Genomic DNA, 20,416 nt, shown 5'->3' with positions numbered 1-20,416 from the left:
TCGGTTTTCTAGTTGGTGCCCGTCTCCAAACGAGCAGACGGGCGCCCAGCAATTACTCCTCCTCTCGCTCCGCCCGGGCCTCCGCAATTGCACGACGCGTGGGCTCGAGGGCGTCGGTCAGTTCCTCCTCGGTTGGAAGGCACGTGACATAACTCGAGGCAAAGAGCCCCTTGCCGTCAGCGAGCGCGGAGTACTTTGCCACCGTTCGGTCGGAGCTCGAGCAGAGAATGAGACCTATGGTCGGATTGTCGTCCGAGCCGGCGTACTTCTCGTTGAACAGGCGAACGTAGAAGTCCATCTGTCCCACGTCCTTGGCGTTGAGCGGACGCGTCTTGAGCTCGATGAGCACGTAGCACTTGAGCTTGATGTTGTAGAAGACCAGGTCGACGTAGTAGCTCGCCTGCTCACCATCAAGCCAGTACTGGCGGCCAACGAAGGCAAAGCCTCGTCCCAGCTCAAGCATGAACTCCTGCAGCCGCGTCATGAGCGCCTGCTCGAGCTGATGCTCGTCAAAGTCCGTGCGACCACCCAGGTCAAGGAAGTCCAGAACGTACGGGTCCTTGATGAAGTCATCGGCTGCCGTCACGGGCTCGGAGCGCTGAATCTCAGCGCGGATGAGCTCGTGCTTCTCGCCCTGCGAGGAGAGCAGGCGCTCGCGATAGAACGTTGCAATCTGGTGGTCGAGCTGACGGACGGTCCAGTGCTCTTCCGCCGCTGCATGCATATAGAACTCGCGCTGTTCCTTATCTGGAATGCGCGTCAAGCGCCGATAAATCGACCAGCTCAATTCGGCACACAGTGTGTGCCGAATTGGGAACGCCAGATAGAATGAGCGCATCTGGCGCAAGTTCCTCTCCGTAAAGCCTTTTCCATATTCAGCCATCAACCTCTCGGACAGATACTGGAGAAGATGCTTCCCGTACTCGGCGCGCTCCCCCGTCGCCTCCGCGATCTGGCGCCCGATCTCCCAGTACGCCTCGACCATGGCGCTGTTGACGGCGCGCTCCACCTTGCCGCGCGCAGACTCCAACGTCTCGCGGACGGATACGTAGACCTGCTCGTCGTTCTTCTCGTCAAACTGCTTGATGGATTTCTTGGCCATAGCTGAACCCCCCGTCTCACTCACGGCAAACAAACCTGCACAGACTGTGAGCTCCGGACTTTGCGGGTGCCGGAAGATGGGCGTACCAACCCACCCGAGACAAACAAGTGTGACCAGTCCCTACTGCCCCTGATCACCCGTCGACACGTACCATTGGGGGCCTCCGTGCCGCTCTTGTTGTCCTCGTACCTTGTGGATAGTATAGCATAACTAGGAACATATGTTTCCTAAAATGACTGCCTTTTTACCACCAGCGGCTACGATCACGCAGGTCATCGATTTCGAGCAGCGCTCGATAGAGCTCCTCCTGGAGCTCGGTCTTCTTGAGGCCCTTCACGTACTGCCACGTCTCCGCACGATGGGCCTCCTCGCGCGCGGCCTCCTCCGCCTCCCAGCACTCCCGCGCGTGCAGGAGCTCGTCCGCCTCGGCGGGATAGATGGTGTAGTAGAGTGCAACCATGTGTTTGCAGATGACGTGACGTCCCTCCGCAAAGGGGCAGGTGCAGGTGGACTTCTTGGGATGCGCTCTATCGATGTGTACCTCGTAGGACCTATCGCCGCTTCCCGAGACGACCCCGTCGAACTGCTGCGGATAATCCCCTGGCCCCGAGGGTTCCCACGAAAGCACCTTGTGAGCGACATAGTAGTCGTAGCCCCTCCACAGAGAGGCGCCGCTCGCCAGATACGGAAGCTTGGTCATCGCTGCGACTCCCCTCACGAGCGAATGGTGCAAAAGTGACTGTCCCCTTTGACTCATTTTGGCTTACTCGTAGTGCCGGACGTCCTTCTCGAGGTAGCGGCGCCTCTCGACCGTGGGGCCCATGGCGTTGACCGCGGCGTAGCGCGGGCACTCGCGGGCGTGGTCGTTGATGATGCCGCAGGCCTGCAGGTGCGAGTAGACCGTCGTGGGGCCCAGGTACTTGAAGCCGCGGCGCTTGAGATCATCCGCCACGCGCACCGAGAGGCCGTTGCTCGCGGGAATCCACCCGTCGGCATGCTTGTTGTAGAGAATCGTCCTGCCGTCCGAGAAGCCCCAGAGATAGGCGTCAAAGCTGCCGAACTCCTCACGAACCTGCTGGAAGCAGTGCGCGTTGTTGATGATAGCCTCAACCTTGCGGCGGGAGCGGATCATACCCGGCGTCTCCAGGATGCGCTCGACGTCCTCCCGCCCGAACGCCGCCACGACATCGTAGTCAAAGCCCGCGAAGCACGCGCGGAGCACCTCGCGCTTGTGCAGCATCATGGTCCAGTTGAGCCCGCACTGCATGACCTCGAGCGAGAGGAACTCAAACTGCCCGCAGTCGTCGTGCAGGGGCACGCCCCACTCCTCGTCGTGGTAGCGCAGGCAGAGCTCGTCGGTGGTGTCCCAGTCGCAGTAGGACATACAGGTCTCCGCTCTTCTCGGCAGGCAACAGGTCTATTATCTGACAAACGGGAGGGGTGGCGCATGACCGCAGGCTTTGACATCGAGCGCTTCGTGCGCGCGCAGGCGGGCGGCGCCTTTGAGCAGGCGCTCGCCGAGATTCGCGCCGGCCGCAAGCGGAGCCACTGGATCTGGTTCGTCTTCCCGCAGGCGCGCGGGCTCGGGCGCAGCCCCATGGCGGAGCGCTATGGCATCGCCAGCCGCGAGGAGCTTGACGCATACGTCAACCATCCCCTGCTCAGGGAGCGTCTTCTTGAGATCTCGCACGCACTTCTCGCCCTACCGGGAGGCGACCCCGTTGCCGTGCTGGGGAGCATCGACGCCCTCAAGGTCCGCTCGTCGATGACGCTCTTCGAGCTCACGGACGTCGACCCCGTCTTTGCCGCCGTGCTGGACAAGTACTATGCCGGCAGCCGCGACGAGCTCACGCTGGGGATTGTGAACGGGACCTGGGAATAACTGTCTGCGCAGCCACCTGTAGTTCATGCTTGCCTGCAAATTGGGGACGTGTTTTTCCTCTCGGAGAATTTGGGACAGGTTATGCCTGCGGAGTATAACCTGTCCCAAAAACTCTGAGAGGAAAAACACGTCCCCTTTTAGATGCGACGAATGGCGGGGATTGACCAGGTCACCCTTTTAGATGCGACGAATGGCGGGGATTGACCAGGTCACGCAGGCAAGAAGAATCATCGCGATGCCCGCGCCAAGGAACCACGCCGGCGCGCCCACCGCGTCCGCGAAGAGCGACGAGAACGCCAGGCCAAGCGGCAGCGCCCATGACATGATGGCACCATAGAGGCCAAAGACACGCCCCAGGTACTCGGGCGGGACCTTTTCCTGCATGAGGGCGGTCTGCGGGCCGGAATAGAACGGCGAGCTCAGGCCCATAAGGAAGCTCATCACAAAGAAGAGCCGCATGCCGCCGGCGCTCGGTCCCGCGCAGCCCGCGGCCAGCGTCGCAAAGCCGTAGAGCGCCGTGGCAAAGCAGACGGTGAGCGCACGGTTCTTGAACCCTCCCGTTGCCGTGAGCAGTGCCGAGCCCACGATCATGCCCACCGAGAACACGACCTCCGCCGTGGCGGCGTCGCCCGTGGTGCCGCCGAAGTGGTCGAGCGTCATGAGCGGGAAGAGCGCCGAGATGGGCGAGAAGACCAGTGTGAAGGCAAAGCCGCACCACAAAAGCGCGAAGAGCCCGCGATAGCCGCGCAGGACGCGGTAGCCGTCGGCGGTCTCGGCCACGAGGGCGCGGGCCTGCGCCGCGAGGCCGAGGTTCTTCTCGCCCGCCTGCGCGCCCTGCCCCGCGCCGCCCACGTCGAGCCGAGCCGCCAGCACTGCGACCGTCGCGACGAGCGCCCCGGCCACGTCGAGCGCAATCATGGCCGTGAGCCCCCAGAGCGGGTAGATCACCGCCGCGACGGCCGTGCCCAGAATGTAGCCGCCGGACTGCACCGCCTGTGTCACGCCCGCGAGGCGCGTGAGGTGCTCGGTCGGCGCCACGAGCGGCGTGAGCGCCTGGAAGGCCGGCGTGTGCAGGGAGCTGCCGATGGCGCGCACAAAGAGCGCGACCATGACCACCCACACGGGCAGCGCCCCCGTGAGCGAGACCATCGCCACGACGGCGCTCACCGCGGCGATGAAGAGGTCGGCCCCCACGAGCGTGACCCTGAGCGGCAGTCGGTCCACGATGGCCCCCGCAAACATGCCAAAGAGCGCAAGCGGCAGGAAGCCCGCGAGCGACGCCAGGGAGAGCATGCTCGCCGAGTTCGTGGTGAGCGTGATGTGCCAGACAAAGCCCATCTGCAGGATGGAGCTCGTGAGCACGGAGACCAGCTCGCCGCCCCACACGCACGCGAGCTTGAGCTTCCAAGAGGTGTTGACCCTGTTTGCCATAAGAACTCCCGACCCGCCAACCGACCATAAAAGGTTGGGTACTTTTTTGCCAACCCAGCAAGTACCCCAAAGTCGACGCAGAGCGTCTACCAGCTATTTCTTCAGACAGTCCCGTCCTCGATACTCAGGGGGTCTCGAAAAAAGTACCCAACCTTTGTCTTGAGCCCAAACGAGGGCGGCAAGACTCACCTGAGCGCCCTCCAGTATACCACGGCGATCTGCGTGCGGTTGCGCAGGTGCAGCTTGGCCAGGATCGAGCTGATGTGGTTGCGGACGGTGCCCTCGCCCATGTAGGCGGCCGCGGCCACCTCGCGGTTGTCGAGACCCTCGGCGATGAGCGCCACGACCTCACGCTCGCGGTCTGTGAGCTGGGGGAAGATCGTCGCGAGGTCGGGCCTCTCGGCTGTTGCGTCGGACGTCCCGGCAGCGCCGCCCGCCCCGAGCGCGACCGCGCGCTCGAGCACCTCGCCCTCGAGCACGCTCCGCCCCGCCATGACCGCGCGCAGCGCCGGTGCCACGCCCGCCACGTCCTGCTTGATGAGGTAGCCCGCCGCCCCCAGGGAGAGCGCCCGCACGATGTACTCGTCATCGGAGAAGGTGGTGAGAAAGACCACGCGCGGCGGCCGCGGGGCAGCCAGGATCTGCTCGGCGGCGGCCAGGCCGTCCACACCGGGCATCTGGATGTCGAGAAGAACCACGTCGGGCGCTGCCTCCGCCGCAAGGCGCGCGGCATCGGCCCCGTCCGTCCCGCAGCCCACGACCTCGATGTCCGGCTGCGCGTCCAGCACGATCCTGAGCGACTCCACCACCACGGCATCGTCGTCTGCGATGACCACCCTCATGTCTCTCCCCTCGAGCGGGCAAAAGTGACTGTCCCCTTTCCACGCGGGACGCTGGCGAAGACGGTCCAGCCGCCGCGCTCGCCGGGGCCGGCGCGGAAGGTGCCGCCGAGCGCCCGGACACGCTCCTCCATGGAGGCGAGCCCCATGCCGGAGCCGTCGCCGTGCCCGGCGCCCCCGCGACCGTCGTCGGTCACCGTGAGCCGCCAGAGACCGGGATGCTCCACGAGCTCCACGCTCACGTGGCGCGCGTTCGCGTGGCGCAGCACGTTGGAGAGGGCCTCGCGCACGACCGCCGTGAGGCAGCTCGCCACGGCGGCCGGGGCCTCCCCGGCCTCCACGCGCACCGAGGGCGCAAGCCGCGTCCCCTCGCAGGCGCGCTCCACGACGGCGCGCACCTGCACCGAGAGGTCGCGCGCGTCATCACGCAGGTCGTGCACGCTCGCGCGCACCTCGTCGAGCGCCGCACGCACCGTGTCCGCCACGGCGGCGAGGTCCTGGGCCGCCGGCTCCCCGGCGCGTGCCACGCGGTATGCCTCCGCCTGCACAACGGCGCGCGTGAGCAGATGGCCCACGTTGTCGTGAATCTCCCGCGCGATGCGTGCCCGCTCGGAGAGCGTGGCGAGGCGCACCTCGTAGTCCTGGGCGTCCAGGAGCTCGCGGTTCTTCTCGGCCAGGGCGAGGCGCGCGGCGGCGAGGTCGTCCCGCGTGCGGAGGGCGTCACGGCGGCGCAGCTCAAACGCCCCGACGCGGAGGCCGAGCCATCCGCCCGCAGCGACGCCAGCCACGGCGAGAAGGACCGCGGGCCCGCCCGGCGTGCCACGCGCCGCGCCCCAGGCGAGCGGCACGAGCAGGGCGGCGGGCACAGCGCGCAGCCGCCCCCTCTCCCCGGCGCTCACGCGGCACAGGTCGTAGGCAGCCACGCCGAGAAGCGCTGCGGCCTCGGGCAGGGCGCACGCGAGGGCACAGACGGCAAGCGGCGGCACGAGGGCCACCCGGCTTCGGGCGAGCTCGCAGAGGGCCGCCAGGGCAACCGCCGCCAGCAGTGCGACCACCAGGCCGGCACCAGCCGTCCCGCCCGCCGCCGCGACGAGCGCGGGCAGGCAGGCGACGAGCACCACGAGCTTGTCGGCCAGTCTCTCCATGGGGCGATTCTAACAGCGCGGCCGGACAACAACACACACGGGCGTCGCTCACGCCGCGCCGGCGACGCGGCGGCGCGCGCGGCCGAGCGCGAGCCCCACGGCAAAGAGCGTCACCGCGAAGAGCAGAACGATCCCCAGGTTGGTCCCCAGCTCGGCGGCCAGCTCAGGCGTGAGCGCCTCGGCATGCAGCACCGTCGCGACCGCCTGGCTCACCCAGTACGAGGGCGAGAGGCGCGCCGCCGCCTGCACGGCCTCCGGCAGCATGGAGAGCGGCACCCACGCCCCGCCGAGAAACGAGAGCATCGTGGCGCCGATGTTGCCGCAGGCGTTAACCGCGTCCTCTCTGAGGCCGAGCTGCGCGAGCAAAAACGCCAGCGCGAGCGGCACCAGGGCAAAGGGCAGCACGCTCCCGAGCGCGCAGGCCACGAGCGCCGGATCCGTCCCCGCGAGCGCTCCCCCGCACGACGCGAGGGCCACGGCGCAGGTCCACGCCCACACGGCCACCACGAGCACGAGGCACGCCGCGACCTGCCCCGCAGAGAGGCATGCGGGCGAGACGGGACCCGCCGCCGTGCGACGCCGCAGCTCCGGGCGCTGGAACGCCGCAAGCGAGACCCCAGCCACCACCACGATGGAGCTCATGACGGAGTACGTCGAGAAGTTCAGGTACGTGGCGAGCCGGTCGGCACCGCCGAGCGCACCCTCTGACTCCCGCACGTCCACCTCGGCCCGCTCCGCCGCCGCAACCAGCGCGAGGTCCGCGACCTCGGACGCCGACGCCTGCGGCTCGAGCGCCGCCGCGGCGGCCGCGAGCGAGACCCAGCGTGACGCCGCCTGCGCGGCGAGCGCGCCCGCCTGCACGTCCTGGCCGTAGGCCACCTCAAGCACCGGCACCTCGTCCCCTGCGCGCGCCGCGTCGAGCAGCTCCCGCTCGAAGCCCTCCGGCAGCACCACGAGGCAGTCCGCCTGGCCCGTGGCCACGCCGTCCTGCAGCGCGAGCGGCTCGTCCGCAACGTCCACGAGCTCGAAGGCGTCTCCCGCCCACGCCGCGAGCGCACCTGAGAGCGCCGTGCCGTCCCGGTCCACCACGGCGACGCGCGCCTCGTAGGCGGCATAACCGTCCTTCTCGCCTGCGGTGGCCGTGCCCATGTCCCCCACCACGAACACGCCCATGAGGGAGAGAAACACCACGTAGATCGCGAGGTAGATGGGGTGTCCGGCAACCACGCGCAGGGCGGTCCTAAAGGTGCTCATAGCTCTGCCTCCTAAAGATGGCGCCGGCCACGGCGAGAAGGGCGAGCGCGCCCGCCACGCAGGCGGCGAGGCGCGCGGCAAACGGCGCGAGCGAGGTGTAGTAGTAGAGCGCGTAGAACGTGTCGCACACGAGCTTGGCCGGGTTCACCCAGCTCGTCCACGGCAGCGTGTGGGCGAGGTTGTCCGCGAGCTCCATCGCCGCAGTTCCGTAGAGGCCGGCAAAGAGCGAGAGCACGCAGGTCAGCGCCGTGAGGATACCCGAACGTGCGGAGATGCCGGCCGAGAGGGGCAGCGCCCCCACGCACGCACCGAGCGCCGTGGCGAGCAGCGCGCAGACGGCAACGGACACGAGGGCAAGTCCTTCTCGGCCGCCAAAGTCCACGCCCGCCACGAGGCGCAGAAACGCGAAGGCCAACGTCAGCGCCACGGTCGAGACCGCCCATGCACCGAGCACGCAGCCGGCGAGCTGTCGCAGGCGCGAGGTGCCCGAGACCGCCCGGCGCGCCCCGAGCGCCGAAACGCCGGGCTGGGCCTGCGCCACGGCGAGCATGCCCGCCTGGGAGGCCATGAGCGCGCCCATGCCGAGAAGCGCGTAGTAGTAGCGCACGATCTCCTCCGGCCGGGCGTGCGTTATCTGCGTCTGCTCCACGTCAACCTGGGTGCCCAGGGCATCCGCCACCGCGGCGGGGTCTGCGAGCGCCGCGGAGTCGCGCTGCGCCACCTCCTCAAGGAGGGCCCGCGACTGCACGTAGGAGCTGGCGACGGTCTCCAGGATCGTGCGGTTGACCGCCGTCGCGCCGTCCGCGCTCGCGAGCGTGTAGGCCGAGCCCACCGTGAGCGCGGGCGTACCGTCAGGCGCGAGCTCAAAGTAGCCGTCGACCTCGCCGGCAGCGAGAAGGTCCGCAGCATCGGCGGCGGTCTCCACGTGCCGCAGATCGAGCAGCTGGTCCTCCCCCGGCTCCGCGAGGACGTCCACGACCTGGGCGAACGAGCCCGCGGGCGCGCCGTCCTTCTCGCCCGCCGGCGCCACGAGCGCCACCGGCACCGGATCCACCACGCCGTCCGTACGCATGCCGGAGAACATGAAGAGGAAGATGGCGGACATGATGAGGGGAAACGCCAGCACCCACACGATCACCGCGGGCGTGCGCGCGAGGCTCTTGACGCTCACCAGAAACGAGGTTCCCATGGCAGCCCCCTAGTCGCGCAGCTCGCGGCCGCAGAGCTCGAGGAAGACATCGTTCAAGGTGGGCGGCTCGGACCACACGCGCCCCAGGCGCACGCCGGCCGCGGTCAGCACGCCGAGCGCGTCGGTGAGGTTGTGAGCGCTCGCCTCGCAGGTCAGGCGCAACATGCCGTCCGCGCAGTCCGCTGAGAGCACGTGCGAGAGGCCGCGTAGGCGCTCGAGCGTGCCCTCGGGAAGCTCGCCCACCTCAGCCGTGATCTTCTCGCCGAGGCTGATCATGCGCTTGAGCTCGTCGGCGGTGCCCTGCGCCACCGCCCGCCCGCAGTCGCAGATCATGATGCGACCGCAGATCTGCTCGACCTCCTCCATGTAGTGGCTCGTGTAGACCACCGTGGCCCCCTCGTCGCGCAGGCGGCAGATGCCGTCCAGGATGTTGGCGCGGCTCTGCGGGTCAACGGCGACGGTGGGCTCGTCGAAGAAGATGAGCTCCGGACGGTGCGCGATGCCGCAGGCGATGTTGAGCCGTCGCGCCAGACCGCCGGAGAGCTTGGCCGGGCGGAAGCGCGCGTAGTCACCGAGGCCCACAAAGTCGATCGCCTCGTCCACGAGCTGGCGACGCCGGCGACGGTCGCGCACGTAGAGCGCGCAGAAGGCGTCCACGTTCTCGCGCACGGTGAGCTCGTCGAAGACGGCCACCTGCTGCGGGACCACGCCTACGCGCGCCTTGAGGTCGTAGCGGTTCGGCGCCATCGGCTCGCCGAAGAGCTCGATGGCGCCGCGGTCGTAGGAGAGCAGCTGGAGGATGCAATTGATGGCCGTGGTCTTGCCCGAGCCGTTGGGGCCCAGAAGGCCAAAGATCTCCCCCTTGCGCACGGAGAGGTCCAGGTGATCGAGCGCGACGAGCTCGCGATAGCGCTTGACGAGCCCGGTGACGCGGACGACGTCTTGTGATGGTGCGGTCTGCGTGTGTGACATGGCTGCCCCTTTCTCTTGGCGCCATTGTCACAGGTGGCCCGCAACCGCAGAAGTGACTTTTGTCACGAGCGCGACGCGCGGGCAAGGCGCTCAGGGACGCGGGCTGTGTCACTTTAGGCGAGATTTGAGTGACCTCGCTTCCCAGTCTCGGGAATATGGCTGGACGGGCGCAAAGAAAGGCCAGGTAGCTTGCTTCAACTTCTGCTTAAGTCGAGTGACACGCCGTTTCAGCCACTCATATCTCGCCTAAAGTGACACAGCCCGCGTCCCTGAGTGCCTCTGCGGACAAAAGCCGACCGGGAGGATGCGGTCGACTCCCCGGCGCACGCATTGGAGCCGCCCGCACTCACGTATCATGATCCCGCGAGATGAGAGGAGCCCCATGGACGAACAGACGCCGCTCGAAGAGGTCGAGAAGAACGCCGCGCCCAGCCTGCAGGCGGTGCTGTACCGGCCCGCGCCGTCCGTCGAGGAGCGCCGCGCCGCCGGCCTCGCCGCGCGCGAGGCGTGTCCGATCGCCTCGCTCGGCACCTGGAAGCAACGCGCGTCCAGTGACACCGCCGTGGACCTCCTCGAGCAGCAGTCCGTCACACGCGACCCGAGCCTCGTGCCGCTGCGCTACGAGCGCATGGGCGTCTCACCGTTCACGTTCTACCGCGGCAGTGCTGTCATCATGGCAAGCGACCTCGCCTCGATGCCCGTCACCGGCCTCGAGGTCCAGTGCATCGGCGACGCGCACGTCGGCAACTTTGGCGTCTTCATGAGCCACACGCGCCACCTCGTCTTTGACGTGAACGACTTTGACGAGACCGCACCCGGCCCCTGGGAGTGGGACGTCATGCGCCTCGTGGCCAGCGTGGAGATCTGCGGGCGCGACCGCGGCTTCTCCAAGCAGGACCGCAGAGATGCCGTGCGCGCCTGTGCCAAGCAGTACCGCCGCGCGATGGCGCGCTTCGCGGAAATGGGCGAGCTGGACGTCTGGCACGCCCACCTCGACGTGGAGCGGATGCTCGACGAGTTTGAGCTCGACGGCAAGACGGGCCGCACGATTCGCAAGGTCGTCGAGAAGGCGCGCGAGAAGGACAGCGTGCGCGCGGCAGACCGGCTGACCGTGCGCGACGACGGACGTCTGCGCTTTGATTCGCGTCCGCCCGAGCTGGTGCCGCTCGCGGAGCTTTCCGCGGAGCAGGGCTACGATCCCGCACAGCTCTCCCACGCCCTGCGCGGTCTGCTCAGCACTTACTTTGAGAGCCTCCCCCGCGACTGCTGCGCCCTTCTCGGCCGTTACCGACTGCAGGATGCTGCCCGGAAGGTTGTGGGCGTGGGGTCGGTGGGGCGACGAGCCTGGATCGCGCTGCTTACTGGCCGCGACGAGGACGACCCGCTGGTCCTGCAGGTCAAGGAGGCGGAGGAGTCGGTCGTGGAGCGCTTCTGGCGACCGAGCGGCTTTGCCAGCCACGGCGAGCGCGTGGTGGAGGGTCAGCGCCTCGTGCAGTCCACAAGCGACTTCCTGCTGGGCTGGACGAGCGTGCCCACGGCAGGCGGCGGCACGCGCGACTACTACGTGCGTCAGCTCTGGAACGGCAAAGGCTCGATCGACCTCACCGAGGTAGGTCCGCAGAGCCTCGAGAACGTCGCGCGACTCTGCGCGTGGTCGCTCGCGCACGCGCACGCTCGCACCGGCGACGAGGTCGCCATCGCGACCTACCTCGACGACAGCCATGCCTTCGAGGACGCCATGTGGGACTTCGCCCGCGCCTACGCCGACCAGAACGAGGCAGACTACCAGGCATTCATTGAACGTTTGAGCTAATGGTCACGCAAAGAGCCCGAGGTACTCTGCGCAGGTCATGGCACGGACCTTGGAACGCTTGAACGCAGCCGTGTCGCGCGTGAGGATCACGTCCACGTCGTTAAGCTCGGCACAGGCGCGAATGAGGCCGTCCTCAAAGTCCGGCTCCCCGCAGCCGAGCGAAAGCTCGCACTCCTCCGCGCCGAGCGGCGCGATCACGAGCAGCTCGCGCAACCACTCGATCGACCTTCTCGCCCGTACCTCGTCGTACTGACGTTGAAGCACGTAATACGCGTCCTTGAGGGACCCAACGGCAACGATTCCCAGGTCTCCCCCGCCATTGCAGCGACGCAGCACCTCGCAGGCCTCCGCGGACTGCGGCCGCTCCCTGCAGACCGCGTCGAGAAGAACGTTGGTATCAAAGAGCAGCCTCCTGCTGTTGAAGTCACGCATAGTGGCTCGCAATCATGTCGCGCATCTGCTCCTTGGTGAGGTTCACCAACCACGGCTCGGCCTCGGGAAGGCTCTCCCGAAACTCCATGAAGCGCTCCCAGGCGCCACGGGGCTCCTCCGCCGGCTCCTCCGTCGGCACCTCGCCCGTGCGCGCGATGTTCTCCCAGACCACCTTGATCACCTCGGCGGGCGTAGATCCCGCCGCGCGGATGTAGGCGTCCGCGCGCTGACGGACCTTCTCGTCCACCCGTCCCGACACCACCGCCGTTGCCATGCGAGCCTCCTTTGTAGACGTGTCTACATAGTAACAGAGGCGCGGGACAACAGGTCGCTACCCCTCCCGGCGGAACGCGTGCATGAGCGTTGAGACGATGCCGCAGGCGAGGCCGCCCACGACCCACGACATCCAGAACCAGTTCTGAGCGGGCGGCTGAGCGCAGAAGAGCAGGAGCAGGCCCACAATCGTGGCGGCAATCATGATGGCACCGCAGATTGCACCAATCTTCTCGCCCTCACGCTTCTGGGCGAGAAGAACGTCGCGTCGCACCTCGTCCAGCCGAGCGGCCATGATGTCCTCCACCTCGAGGTCCTCCCCGACGGAGCGGTTGTACTCCTCGACGTTGACCCGACCGAGCAGCATGCCGCCGCGCACGATCCACCACACGCCCAGGGCGATGAAGAACATGAGGAAGAAGAGCCCCCAGTTCTCCGCGGTCTTCTCGAGCATGAGCACACAGCCGATGCCCGCGAAGATGAGCGCGAGCCCGGCGATGAGCGCCGTCGAGAACTGCCGGCGGGCGGCGGCGCGATCCTCGTCGGTGTAGAAGTCCTCCACGTAGGGGTGCGCCTTCTGGAACGCCGTGTGCTCCATGCCGGCGGGCACGAGAAACGCGAGGCCCGCGAGTATACCCACGAGCACGATGATCACGAAGAGGCCGTCACGCCCGTTCCAGGACGCCAGCTCGACGGCACCCTCAAAGAGCAGGCCAAGTGCGATACCCAGGAGGATGAGCGCCACGCCAGTGGGAACCTTGAGCGCCATCATGCGCTGGTGTTCCTCGTAGCCGCAGACGTCGGTGGGCGGGCCGGCGGGGATGGGCGCGGCCGTCGCGGGCGCGGCGCGGCCAGTGAGGTCGCCCGTCACGAGCTCGTCGAGCGTGCAATCGAAGATCTCGCACATCTTGAGGAGCTTGTCCATCTCCGGCTGGCTCCTCTCGGCCTCCCACTTTGTGACGCTCTGGCGGGAGACGCCGAGCAGCATGGCCAGCTGCTCCTGGGTCATGTTGCGCTCTGCGCGCAGGTGCTGAAGGTTGTCGCGAAAGCTCATGGTCTACCCTTCGTCGGGAGTGTGCGCTGTCTGCCGGCACCCTTAGTCTGCGGGCGCGCACGGCGCAATTCTACCAACCGACGGTAAGCAATTTGGCAGATTTCGCGGCAACCAGAGGGCGCCCACCGGTTGCGCGCCGCAGGCAGAGAGGCTTATCGACCATGTGACAGGAGGACAGGGCGGTGACAACACCTCCGTCCCCTTGTCACGTCAGGGGTCCGTAAGGGTTTCGTGGGCGGGTCGCGCAATGGGATACCGTGAAGGCATCGAAACTGGGAGGTTTCATGGGCGAGAAGAACGTGCGAGGTCCTCGCGATGCCGTCAGGCGTGTCCTCCTCCACACGGCGGGCTACCTGCTCACGTTTGTCGCGTTGAACGCGCTCACCTTCGTCGTGCCCAGCTACGAAGTCGCGATGCTGCTCGCCGCGCTGTCGCTCGCGGCCTACCCCATTGTCGTGTGCGTCCACCACATTCTCCGGTCCTTCGCCGACTACCGTGCCGGCCTCACCGTCGCGGTCCCGCTGCCCGCGCGCCTTCTCTTCAACCTGCTCATCATCTTCGGCGTCGCCTCGAGCGACTCAGCCAGCGACGCCCTACTCAAGGGTGTCGCAGCCGACCGCGGACTGCACGCGGGGCGCTCCTACGAGCTCTCGCGTCGAGCCGCCCTCGTCGCGCGCGTCGCCGTTCTTCTCGCCTTTCTCGCCGTCTGCTGCGAGGTGATCGCCGTCTTCCTGTCCGTGGGGACACCGCTCTTTGACACCATGTGTTGGATGACGCTCGGAACCGTCGCTGTCTTCTGCCTGTCCATGCCGATTGCCTACCTCGTGCACTTCCTCGTTGGCTTCAGGCGCGAGTGGCGCACGAAGGGTGCCTCGGACGGTTGGTCGCTCGACGCGCGCACGGCCGCGGCGGTGAAGCGCGGCGACGCCCTCGCGTTCCCCCGAAACGAGGAGAAGCGCCGTCCCTACGTCGCCTTTGCACGCAACTTCTGCTTTGGCATGATTGTCGTGGGGCTTGCCACTCTCGGAGCGGTCGTGCTCGTGCCCGAGGGTCCGCGTTTCGCGTTCTTCGACGCATTTCCGCTGGTGCACGGACTTGTCTCAGGTGTGATCGGCCTGGGCATCCTTGCCTGGCCCGTCGCCGCCGGCTGGTGGGCGCACCGCTCGGGCACGAGCCTCACACAGACCATCGTGCTCGATGACGGCCATCTCTCCTACGCGCTCACCTCAGGCTCGGGCGAGCTCGCAAGCACGAGCACCTGGGACCTCGACGGCGTCACGAGCTACGAGCTGGGCCGCTGGTGCATCAAGGTCAACGGCCACGGCGCCACGCCACGCGGCACGAGAGCCTATCACCTGGACATCCCCCGAACCTTTGACGGCGAGGACCGCTTTCTGCGCGAGCTCGACCTGCGCGTGGCGCGCAACCGCTGACCCGTGACGCTACTCGGTGTGGCGGATGACGGGGATTGCCCAGGACATGATGGCACTGTAGAGGCCGGAGACGCGACCCAGATACTCGGCCGGAATCCTCTCCTGCATGGGGTCGGTCTGCGAGCCGGAGTAGAACGGCAAGCTCGACCCATGAGAAAGCTCATTGCGAGAAACGCCGCGAAGCCGCCCCGCGCGCACGAGCTTGAGCTTCCAAGCGTTTCCTTCATTCAAAATGACATGTCCATAGCACTAGTCCAGCTGAAGCATCCAGCGCCATGCGTCCCGCACTCGTATACGAACATCCTCGGGCTCGGGCACGTCTCGCGCCGACATGACCAGCAGCGTTCCCTCAGAAAGCCCCGTCTCGTCAAGAGCGGCGCTCAGAGCCCGGGCTTCGCGCGTAAACGTAGTCGCCTCCTCGGCGTGAGCGGCCACCTGGTACAGCTCCGATACCGACCGCTCTTCAACGTCTCCCACGGCAAAGTCGACCTCAAAGCCCTCCTTCGTGCGATAGAACCCGATGCCGGTCCTCCGGTCTCCCAAGCAGCGTCTCCTAAGCTCCAGGTAGACGGCGTCCTCAAGCCTCTGCCCCTCATCTGCAGAGGAGGCCGGGCCAAAGGCAAACTGCAATCCCGGGTCAATCGCGTAGAGCTTCCTCTTTCCTCGGGTGGCCTCAGTGAGATCCGCGCCAAATCGGGATACGAGAAAGAACAGATAGGCATCTTCGCAGTGCTCAGGCAGCGAGAAGGCATCGGCCTTTGACAGCGGAATCTGAGCACTGTGGAGATCGTTATAGGTTTTGCGCACAGAGAACTCTCGCCCTGAGAGGCGAAGAGCCCTCTGGACGAACTTTCTTGTTCCCAGCATGGGAAGCCTGTGCCGCTCAGCAAGGTCGCGAGCCGCTATGGTCCAGACGATATCCTGAAGGGCCGTTATGCGTGTCGCGACGTCCGCATCCTGGACCTCAGGAAAACCGCCAATGCGCAGATACCGCTCAAAGAGGAGCGAAAACTCGCGCGCCTCGTCAGGCGAGACGATTCCCTTGGGCTCGCGCGCCCGAAAGCGCAAGAATTCCCTAAACGAGAAGGGCTGCAACTCGGCGGAGATTCCCCTCCCCCTGAACTCGGTCGCCACGTCCTCCGAAAGCATCTTTGCCGACGAGCCGCTCACGCATATCTCGAAGCGTGGGTTCTGCGTAAGACGCCTCAAGGGCCTGCCCCACCCCTCGACGTTTTGCACCTCGTCGAAGAACAGATAGAGCTTCTCTGGCAGTGCGGTCCCAAGTTCGCGAAGGAACTCCTCGGCCACGTCACCTATCACGTTGTCGGAAACGCCATCGAGACGATCGTCCTCAAAGTCAACGAAGAGCATGTGGTCGCGGGGGACGCCCTTCAAGACGAGTTCCCCCATGCGCTGGAACATCCTAAACGTCTTCCCACTACGACGAACGCCCTTAATGACCGAAGCGCGCTCGGCGAGGTGCGGGATGGCAACGTCCCGCGGAACCACAGGGGGGATCGGCCTCGTCATGCCCTCGGCCACTACTTCGCGTATTACTTCACGCAGCGCCATGGCATCTCCTATCTCCTCGCAATTCGCTGTCATTATAGCAATCTATCCCGAATTCGAGACAGATTTATTCAATAGTGACCTGAATTCGGGTCATATATTATCTTGTGCTAAGCACAGCGCCCTCTAGCTGGACAGCCCCGCAGAGCAGTCAGGAGCCAGTGATCCAGCAAGAGACCATGAGCATTTTGGGCTGCCCAAGGCGCTGCGAGACCCTACAGCGACAAGAACATCTCCTCGCTCCTGAGTGCCGAGCTGTGAAGAGAGGCCGGATAGCTCATGACCCCGATTGCCCCCCTCCCCCACATGCGTGGCGATGCAGGGACCGATGGTCGCGCGACCACCGCGCACGGAACTCGGAACTCGCTCCGGTCTTTACGCGCTATTTGCAAAGCGTACTTGTCATTGTATGCAAAGCATGCTATGCTTAAATTGCAAAGCATGCTTAGCAAGATTGTTCGAGGCAAGGAAGGTGATGCCATGCGAACGCGCATCCGCGAGTTGCGCCGCGAGCGCAAGATGAGTCAGGCCGAGCTCGCTGAGGCGGTGGGCACCACGCGGCAGACCATCACCTCCATCGAGGTCGAGAAGTACACCGCCTCGCTGCCTCTCGCCTACAAGATCGCCCGCTACTTTGGCCTTGCAATCGAAGACGTCTTTGACTTTTCTGAGATAGACGAGGAGTTGTGATCGCCATGAAGAAGACCGTCGAAACCCTGCGCGCCGACATCCATCTCCGCCTGCGTCGCGAGCGCATCTCGCTCGGCATCATCCTGGGCGCGATGGTTATTATCGTCGTCATGGCCGTAGCCAACATATTACCCGCCGGGGGAAGCGACTTCGTCACGAGCTTTGTCGCGGGCTTCCTGATCGGGCTTCTCGCTTTTGCCGCGGGCTTTACCGTAAAGCAGATTCGCAAGCTCCGGGGCGCCCTCGCAGATGACGCCGCACTGCGCGCCCTTCTTGCTACAGAGAACGACGAGCTCGAGGCATACCTAGCGCGCGAGGTCGCCCGGACCTTCGTCCACCTCATTCCGCCGCTCTCCGCCGTCATCGTGGTCATAACCGCCCTTGTTGGACGCGAGGCCATGCTCTCTGCGGTGGGCACGCTGCTCTTCCTGTGCACGGCGCTGCTGGTCGTGAGGTTCGTCTACAAGCGCCGCCTCATGGGTCCCGAGACGGAGTAGAGAGGCGTCACGCACGCTGGCGGATCTTCTCGTCCAAGCAGCATCCGAAAACTCCTGAGGTTGCCATGCGAGCCTCTTTACGTAAGCATGCGGCAAATGGCGCAGCTCGATATAACCCTTGCCCTTGGGGGACAGCTGTCCCATATCATTGATGAGTGGCAGGGCGTCCCGGATTCTTTCAGATATAATTGAAACTCGAATAGTTCAAGAAGGTTATTCTATCCCATTGGCCAGGGCATCAGGAATCTCGTGACGCGCTTCTCGGCGGACAACACCGGCTTCCAGCTGAAAAACGTCGTCCACAACGAGCTCGTTCGACGTGGCCATTCCGCTGAGGTGGGAACATTCAGAGCGGGCAAGGTCGATTTTGTGGCGAGAAGGGCCGACGAGACCGTCTACATCCAGGTTTGCGAAACGATGGTCGACCCCGCCACACGCGAACACGAGCTGGGTCCGCTCCGCTCCATCACCGACGCATTCCCCAAGCGCGTAATTACCCTCGATCGATACGGCCTCGGGACCACCAGCGACGGAATCAAGGTGCTGAGCGCAATCGACTGGCTGCTCAGACGCTAACAAGCTAGGAAAGGACTACTTTTCTCCTGGGTAGACTAATTGCATCAGCACGAACGAGGAGGTGCCCCATGGAGAAGAGACACCTCGTCAAGCCCGCCATCATCTACGGCGTGGTCTGGTTCGCCTGCCTTGCCCTGTACTGGGGGTCCCTCGCGACGGGCGCTCTCGGCGGCGGGGGCATCATGGGCTACGTGATTCTGGCGCTCCACATTGTCCTCCCGATTGCGGACATCGTCTCGGCGTTTCTCATTGGCCGTGTGGCTGACCTCGGGTGGTGGCGCCTTGCTGCGCTGATTGCAATCGCCGTCCTCTACGTGCTTCACACCGTGGCGACGTTCAGCCTCTCGAACGCCCTCGGCTTCACCAACATCGCACCGGCCAACCTGGCCGTCTTCATGTACGGCCTCATCCCCGCCGCGATTGGCCTCGCCATCGGCTGCGCCACCGCCAAATGATCAAAAGGTCAAAAGGGGACGGGTTATTTCTCTCAGAGCTTTTGGGACAGGCCTGGGGCTTCACCGCCCCAGGCCTGTCCCAAAAGCTCTGAGAGAAATAACCCGTCCCCAAACGCTAGAACGTGACGTTGCCGAACTCGGAGAGGCGCAGGTCCGGGTTGTGCTCGATCGCCCAGTTGAGGTTCCACGGGCTCGTGAAGAGAAGCAGCCTGCCGCCGCGCATGTCCTCCACGCGCAGGGTCTCGCGCGTGAGGTTGAGCGAACGAACGTCCAGCTCATCAGGGGCGTTGTCAATCCAGCGAACCTCGTTGTACGGAAGGCCCTGACGGTACACCTCCACGTGGTACTCGCTCTTGAGGCGCTGCTCGAGCACCTCGAACTGCAGCGTGCCCACCACACCCACAATGACGCTCTCCATGCCGGCGCCAAGCTCGCGGAAGATCTGCACGGCACCCTCCTGCGCGAGCTCCTCCATGCCCTTCACGAACTGCTTGCGCTTGAGGGTGTCCACCTGCGAGATGCGCGCAAAGTGCTCCGGCGCAAACGTGGGGATGCCGGCAAACTGCACCCGCGTGCCCATCTTGCAGAGCGTGTCGCCGATCGAGAAGATCCCCGGGTCGAAGAGGCCCACGATGTCACCGGCATACGCCTCGTCGACCGTTGCGCGGTCGTCGGCCATCATGGCCGTGCCCGTGGCAAGCTTGATCTTGCGGCCGCCCTGCATGTGCCAGGCGTCCATGCCGCGCTCGAACTTGCCCGAGCAGATGCGCAGAAAGGCAATGCGGTCACGGTGGTTCTTGTCCATGTTGGCCTGAATCTTGAAGACGAAGCCCGAGAAATCCGGGTCCGCCGCCTCGACCAGGTTGCCCGTGAGGGCGTCCGTGTGCGGGGAGGGCGCGGGCGCCAGGCGCAGGAAGTCGCGCAGGAACGGCTCCACGCCGAAGTTGGTGAGCGCCGAGCCAAAGAAGACCGGCGAGAGCTTTCCCGTGCGCACCGCCTCGAGGTCGAACTCGTGGTCCGCGCCGTCCAGGAGCTCGATGTCGTCCATGAGGGTGCGGTGGTTCTCCTCGCCGACGAGCTCGTCGAGCGCAGGGTCGCCGAGCTCGGCCTCGACCTCCTCGACGCGGCGCGTGGCATTGGCGCGCCCGTCGCCCTCGAAGGCGAGGACGTGGCGGCTCGCGCGGTCAAAGACGCCACGGAACGTCCGCCCGTTGCCGATGGGCCAGTTCATGGGGTACGTCCCGATGCCGAGCACGCTCTCGATCTCCTCCATGAGCTCAAAGGGATCGCGCGTCTCGTGGTCGAGCTTGTTCACAAAGGTGAAGATGGGAATGCCGCGCAGGGCGCACACCTTGAAGAGCTTCACGGTCTGCGCCTCCACGCCCTTGGCGCCGTCGATCACCATGACGGCGGAGTCCGCGGCCATGAGCGTACGGTAGGTGTCCTCGGAGAAGTCCTGGTGGCCCGGGGTGTCAAGGATGTTCACGCAGCAGCCGCCATAGGTGAACTGCAGCACCGACGACGTGACGGAGATGCCGCGGGCCTTCTCGATGTCCATCCAGTCTGACACGGCGTGCTTGGCCGAGCTCTTGCCCTTGACCGAGCCCGCGCTCTGGATGGTGCCGGTGTAGAGCAAGAGCTTCTCCGTGAGCGTGGTCTTGCCCGCGTCCGGGTGCGAGATGATGGCAAAGGTGCGGCGAGAAGAGATCTCCTCCTCAAGGCTTGGCATGCGCGTCCTCCTGTGATGTGGAAAGGGGACAGTCACTTTTCCACGGTATGGTTTGAGCCCAGCCATTGTAGCGGATGCGGG

22 protein-coding genes are annotated in these 20,416 nt (G+C 65.7%); 7 read left to right on the top strand and 15 right to left on the bottom strand.

The window, feature by feature from the left end:
* Positions 1–52 precede the first annotated feature (52 nt).
* From B5F84_RS01425 to B5F84_RS01415, 3 genes are all read right to left on the bottom strand, one after another.
* Positions 53–1,102 (bottom strand): PDDEXK nuclease domain-containing protein, encoded by a 1,050-nt coding sequence (locus B5F84_RS01425; RefSeq protein ID WP_087319917.1) that lies wholly within the window; start codon positions 1,100–1,102, stop codon positions 53–55.
* Positions 1,103–1,346: 244 nt separating this feature from the next.
* A complete protein-coding gene (locus B5F84_RS01420) occupies positions 1,347–1,802 on the bottom strand; it encodes an SWIM zinc finger family protein (protein ID WP_087319915.1) in 456 nt (151 codons plus the stop codon).
* Positions 1,803–1,865: 63 nt separating this feature from the next.
* Complete coding sequence (locus tag B5F84_RS01415) at positions 1,866–2,486, bottom strand: DNA-3-methyladenine glycosylase I (protein ID WP_087319913.1); 621 nt, start codon at positions 2,484–2,486, stop codon at positions 1,866–1,868.
* A 63-nt stretch (positions 2,487–2,549) separates the two neighbouring features.
* Here B5F84_RS01415 and B5F84_RS01410 point away from each other — a divergent pair, with 63 nt between their 5' ends.
* A complete protein-coding gene (locus tag B5F84_RS01410) occupies positions 2,550–2,984 on the top strand; it encodes a DUF1810 domain-containing protein (protein ID WP_087319912.1) in 435 nt (144 codons plus the stop codon).
* A 177-nt stretch (positions 2,985–3,161) separates the two neighbouring features.
* Here the strand turns inward: B5F84_RS01410 and B5F84_RS01405 are convergent, their stop codons facing one another.
* From B5F84_RS01405 to B5F84_RS01380, 6 genes are all read right to left on the bottom strand, one after another.
* Positions 3,162–4,415 carry an MFS transporter gene (locus tag B5F84_RS01405; protein WP_087319911.1) on the bottom strand — a complete coding sequence of 418 codons (1,254 nt, stop codon included), beginning with the start codon at positions 4,413–4,415 and terminating at the stop codon, positions 3,162–3,164.
* 185 nt (positions 4,416–4,600) lie between these two features.
* Positions 4,601–5,257, bottom strand: a complete 657-nt coding sequence (locus B5F84_RS01400) for a response regulator transcription factor (RefSeq protein ID WP_087319909.1) — start codon at positions 5,255–5,257, stop codon at positions 4,601–4,603.
* The gene (locus tag B5F84_RS01395; RefSeq protein ID WP_087319908.1) at positions 5,254–6,399 is read right to left on the bottom strand and encodes a histidine kinase; all 1,146 of its coding nucleotides are present in this window, start codon (positions 6,397–6,399) and stop codon (positions 5,254–5,256) included. Before B5F84_RS01395 ends, B5F84_RS01400 begins: the two co-directional genes overlap by 4 nt.
* 48 nt (positions 6,400–6,447) lie before the next feature.
* Entirely contained in the window at positions 6,448–7,653 is a 1,206-nt protein-coding gene (locus tag B5F84_RS01390) for an ABC transporter permease (RefSeq protein WP_087319906.1), read from the bottom strand.
* On the bottom strand, positions 7,640–8,842 hold the full coding sequence (locus B5F84_RS01385) for an ABC transporter permease (RefSeq protein ID WP_087319905.1): 1,203 nt from the start codon (positions 8,840–8,842) through the stop codon (positions 7,640–7,642). Before B5F84_RS01385 ends, B5F84_RS01390 begins: the two co-directional genes overlap by 14 nt.
* Positions 8,843–8,851: 9 nt before the next feature.
* Positions 8,852–9,814, bottom strand: a complete 963-nt coding sequence (locus tag B5F84_RS01380; protein ID WP_087319904.1) for an ABC transporter ATP-binding protein — start codon at positions 9,812–9,814, stop codon at positions 8,852–8,854.
* Between the two features lie 382 nt (positions 9,815–10,196).
* Between B5F84_RS01380 and B5F84_RS01375 the strand changes: the two genes are divergently transcribed.
* Entirely contained in the window at positions 10,197–11,627 is a 1,431-nt protein-coding gene (locus B5F84_RS01375) for a DUF2252 domain-containing protein (RefSeq protein WP_087319903.1), read from the top strand.
* Between the two features lie 3 nt (positions 11,628–11,630).
* On the opposite strand, the gene B5F84_RS01370 is transcribed toward B5F84_RS01375, so the two are convergent.
* Genes B5F84_RS01370 through B5F84_RS01360 form a run of 3 tightly spaced genes read right to left on the bottom strand, consistent with a single transcriptional unit; the run spans position 11,631 to position 13,386 of the window.
* Complete coding sequence (locus tag B5F84_RS01370) at positions 11,631–12,059, bottom strand: PIN domain-containing protein (RefSeq protein ID WP_087319901.1); 429 nt, start codon at positions 12,057–12,059, stop codon at positions 11,631–11,633.
* Complete coding sequence (locus B5F84_RS01365) at positions 12,052–12,333, bottom strand: type II toxin-antitoxin system RelB/DinJ family antitoxin (protein WP_087319899.1); 282 nt, start codon at positions 12,331–12,333, stop codon at positions 12,052–12,054. The genes B5F84_RS01370 and B5F84_RS01365 overlap by 8 nt, the downstream gene beginning before the upstream one ends.
* Before the next feature lie 57 nt (positions 12,334–12,390).
* Positions 12,391–13,386 carry a helix-turn-helix transcriptional regulator gene (locus B5F84_RS01360; protein WP_087319897.1) on the bottom strand — a complete coding sequence of 332 codons (996 nt, stop codon included), beginning with the start codon at positions 13,384–13,386 and terminating at the stop codon, positions 12,391–12,393.
* A 284-nt stretch (positions 13,387–13,670) separates the two neighbouring features.
* On the opposite strand from B5F84_RS01360, the gene B5F84_RS01355 reads away from it, so the two are divergent.
* Positions 13,671–14,819: a hypothetical protein gene (locus tag B5F84_RS01355; protein WP_087319895.1), complete on the top strand. Its 1,149-nt coding sequence runs from the start codon at positions 13,671–13,673 to the stop codon at positions 14,817–14,819.
* A gap of 9 nt (positions 14,820–14,828) precedes the next feature.
* On the opposite strand, the gene B5F84_RS09725 is transcribed toward B5F84_RS01355, so the two are convergent.
* Positions 14,829–14,960 (bottom strand): hypothetical protein, encoded by a 132-nt coding sequence (locus tag B5F84_RS09725; protein WP_255375229.1) that lies wholly within the window; start codon positions 14,958–14,960, stop codon positions 14,829–14,831.
* Between the two features lie 108 nt (positions 14,961–15,068).
* Positions 15,069–16,391, bottom strand: a complete 1,323-nt coding sequence (locus tag B5F84_RS01345; protein WP_158094452.1) for an ATP-binding protein — start codon at positions 16,389–16,391, stop codon at positions 15,069–15,071.
* Between the two features lie 477 nt (positions 16,392–16,868).
* Between B5F84_RS01345 and B5F84_RS01340 the strand changes: the two genes are divergently transcribed.
* From B5F84_RS01340 to B5F84_RS01325, 4 genes are all read left to right on the top strand, one after another.
* A complete protein-coding gene (locus tag B5F84_RS01340; protein ID WP_087216979.1) occupies positions 16,869–17,078 on the top strand; it encodes a helix-turn-helix transcriptional regulator in 210 nt (69 codons plus the stop codon).
* 5 nt (positions 17,079–17,083) lie between these two features.
* Complete coding sequence (locus B5F84_RS01335) at positions 17,084–17,575, top strand: hypothetical protein (protein WP_143786025.1); 492 nt, start codon at positions 17,084–17,086, stop codon at positions 17,573–17,575.
* Positions 17,576–17,824: 249 nt separating this feature from the next.
* Complete coding sequence (locus B5F84_RS01330) at positions 17,825–18,151, top strand: ATP-binding protein (RefSeq protein ID WP_204205469.1); 327 nt, start codon at positions 17,825–17,827, stop codon at positions 18,149–18,151.
* A gap of 68 nt (positions 18,152–18,219) precedes the next feature.
* The gene (locus B5F84_RS01325) at positions 18,220–18,606 is read left to right on the top strand and encodes a hypothetical protein (RefSeq protein WP_087319888.1); all 387 of its coding nucleotides are present in this window, start codon (positions 18,220–18,222) and stop codon (positions 18,604–18,606) included.
* A gap of 115 nt (positions 18,607–18,721) precedes the next feature.
* On the opposite strand, the gene B5F84_RS01320 is transcribed toward B5F84_RS01325, so the two are convergent.
* Positions 18,722–20,335, bottom strand: coding sequence for a peptide chain release factor 3 (locus tag B5F84_RS01320; RefSeq protein ID WP_087319886.1), 1,614 nt, complete (start codon positions 20,333–20,335; stop codon positions 18,722–18,724).
* Positions 20,336–20,416 lie beyond the last annotated feature (81 nt).

Source organism: Olsenella sp. An290 (genome assembly GCF_002159535.1).
GTDB lineage: Bacteria > Actinomycetota > Coriobacteriia > Coriobacteriales > Atopobiaceae > Thermophilibacter.
The sequence above is the reverse complement of the archived record's forward strand: the minus strand, read 5'-3'. Positions and strand labels throughout refer to the sequence as shown.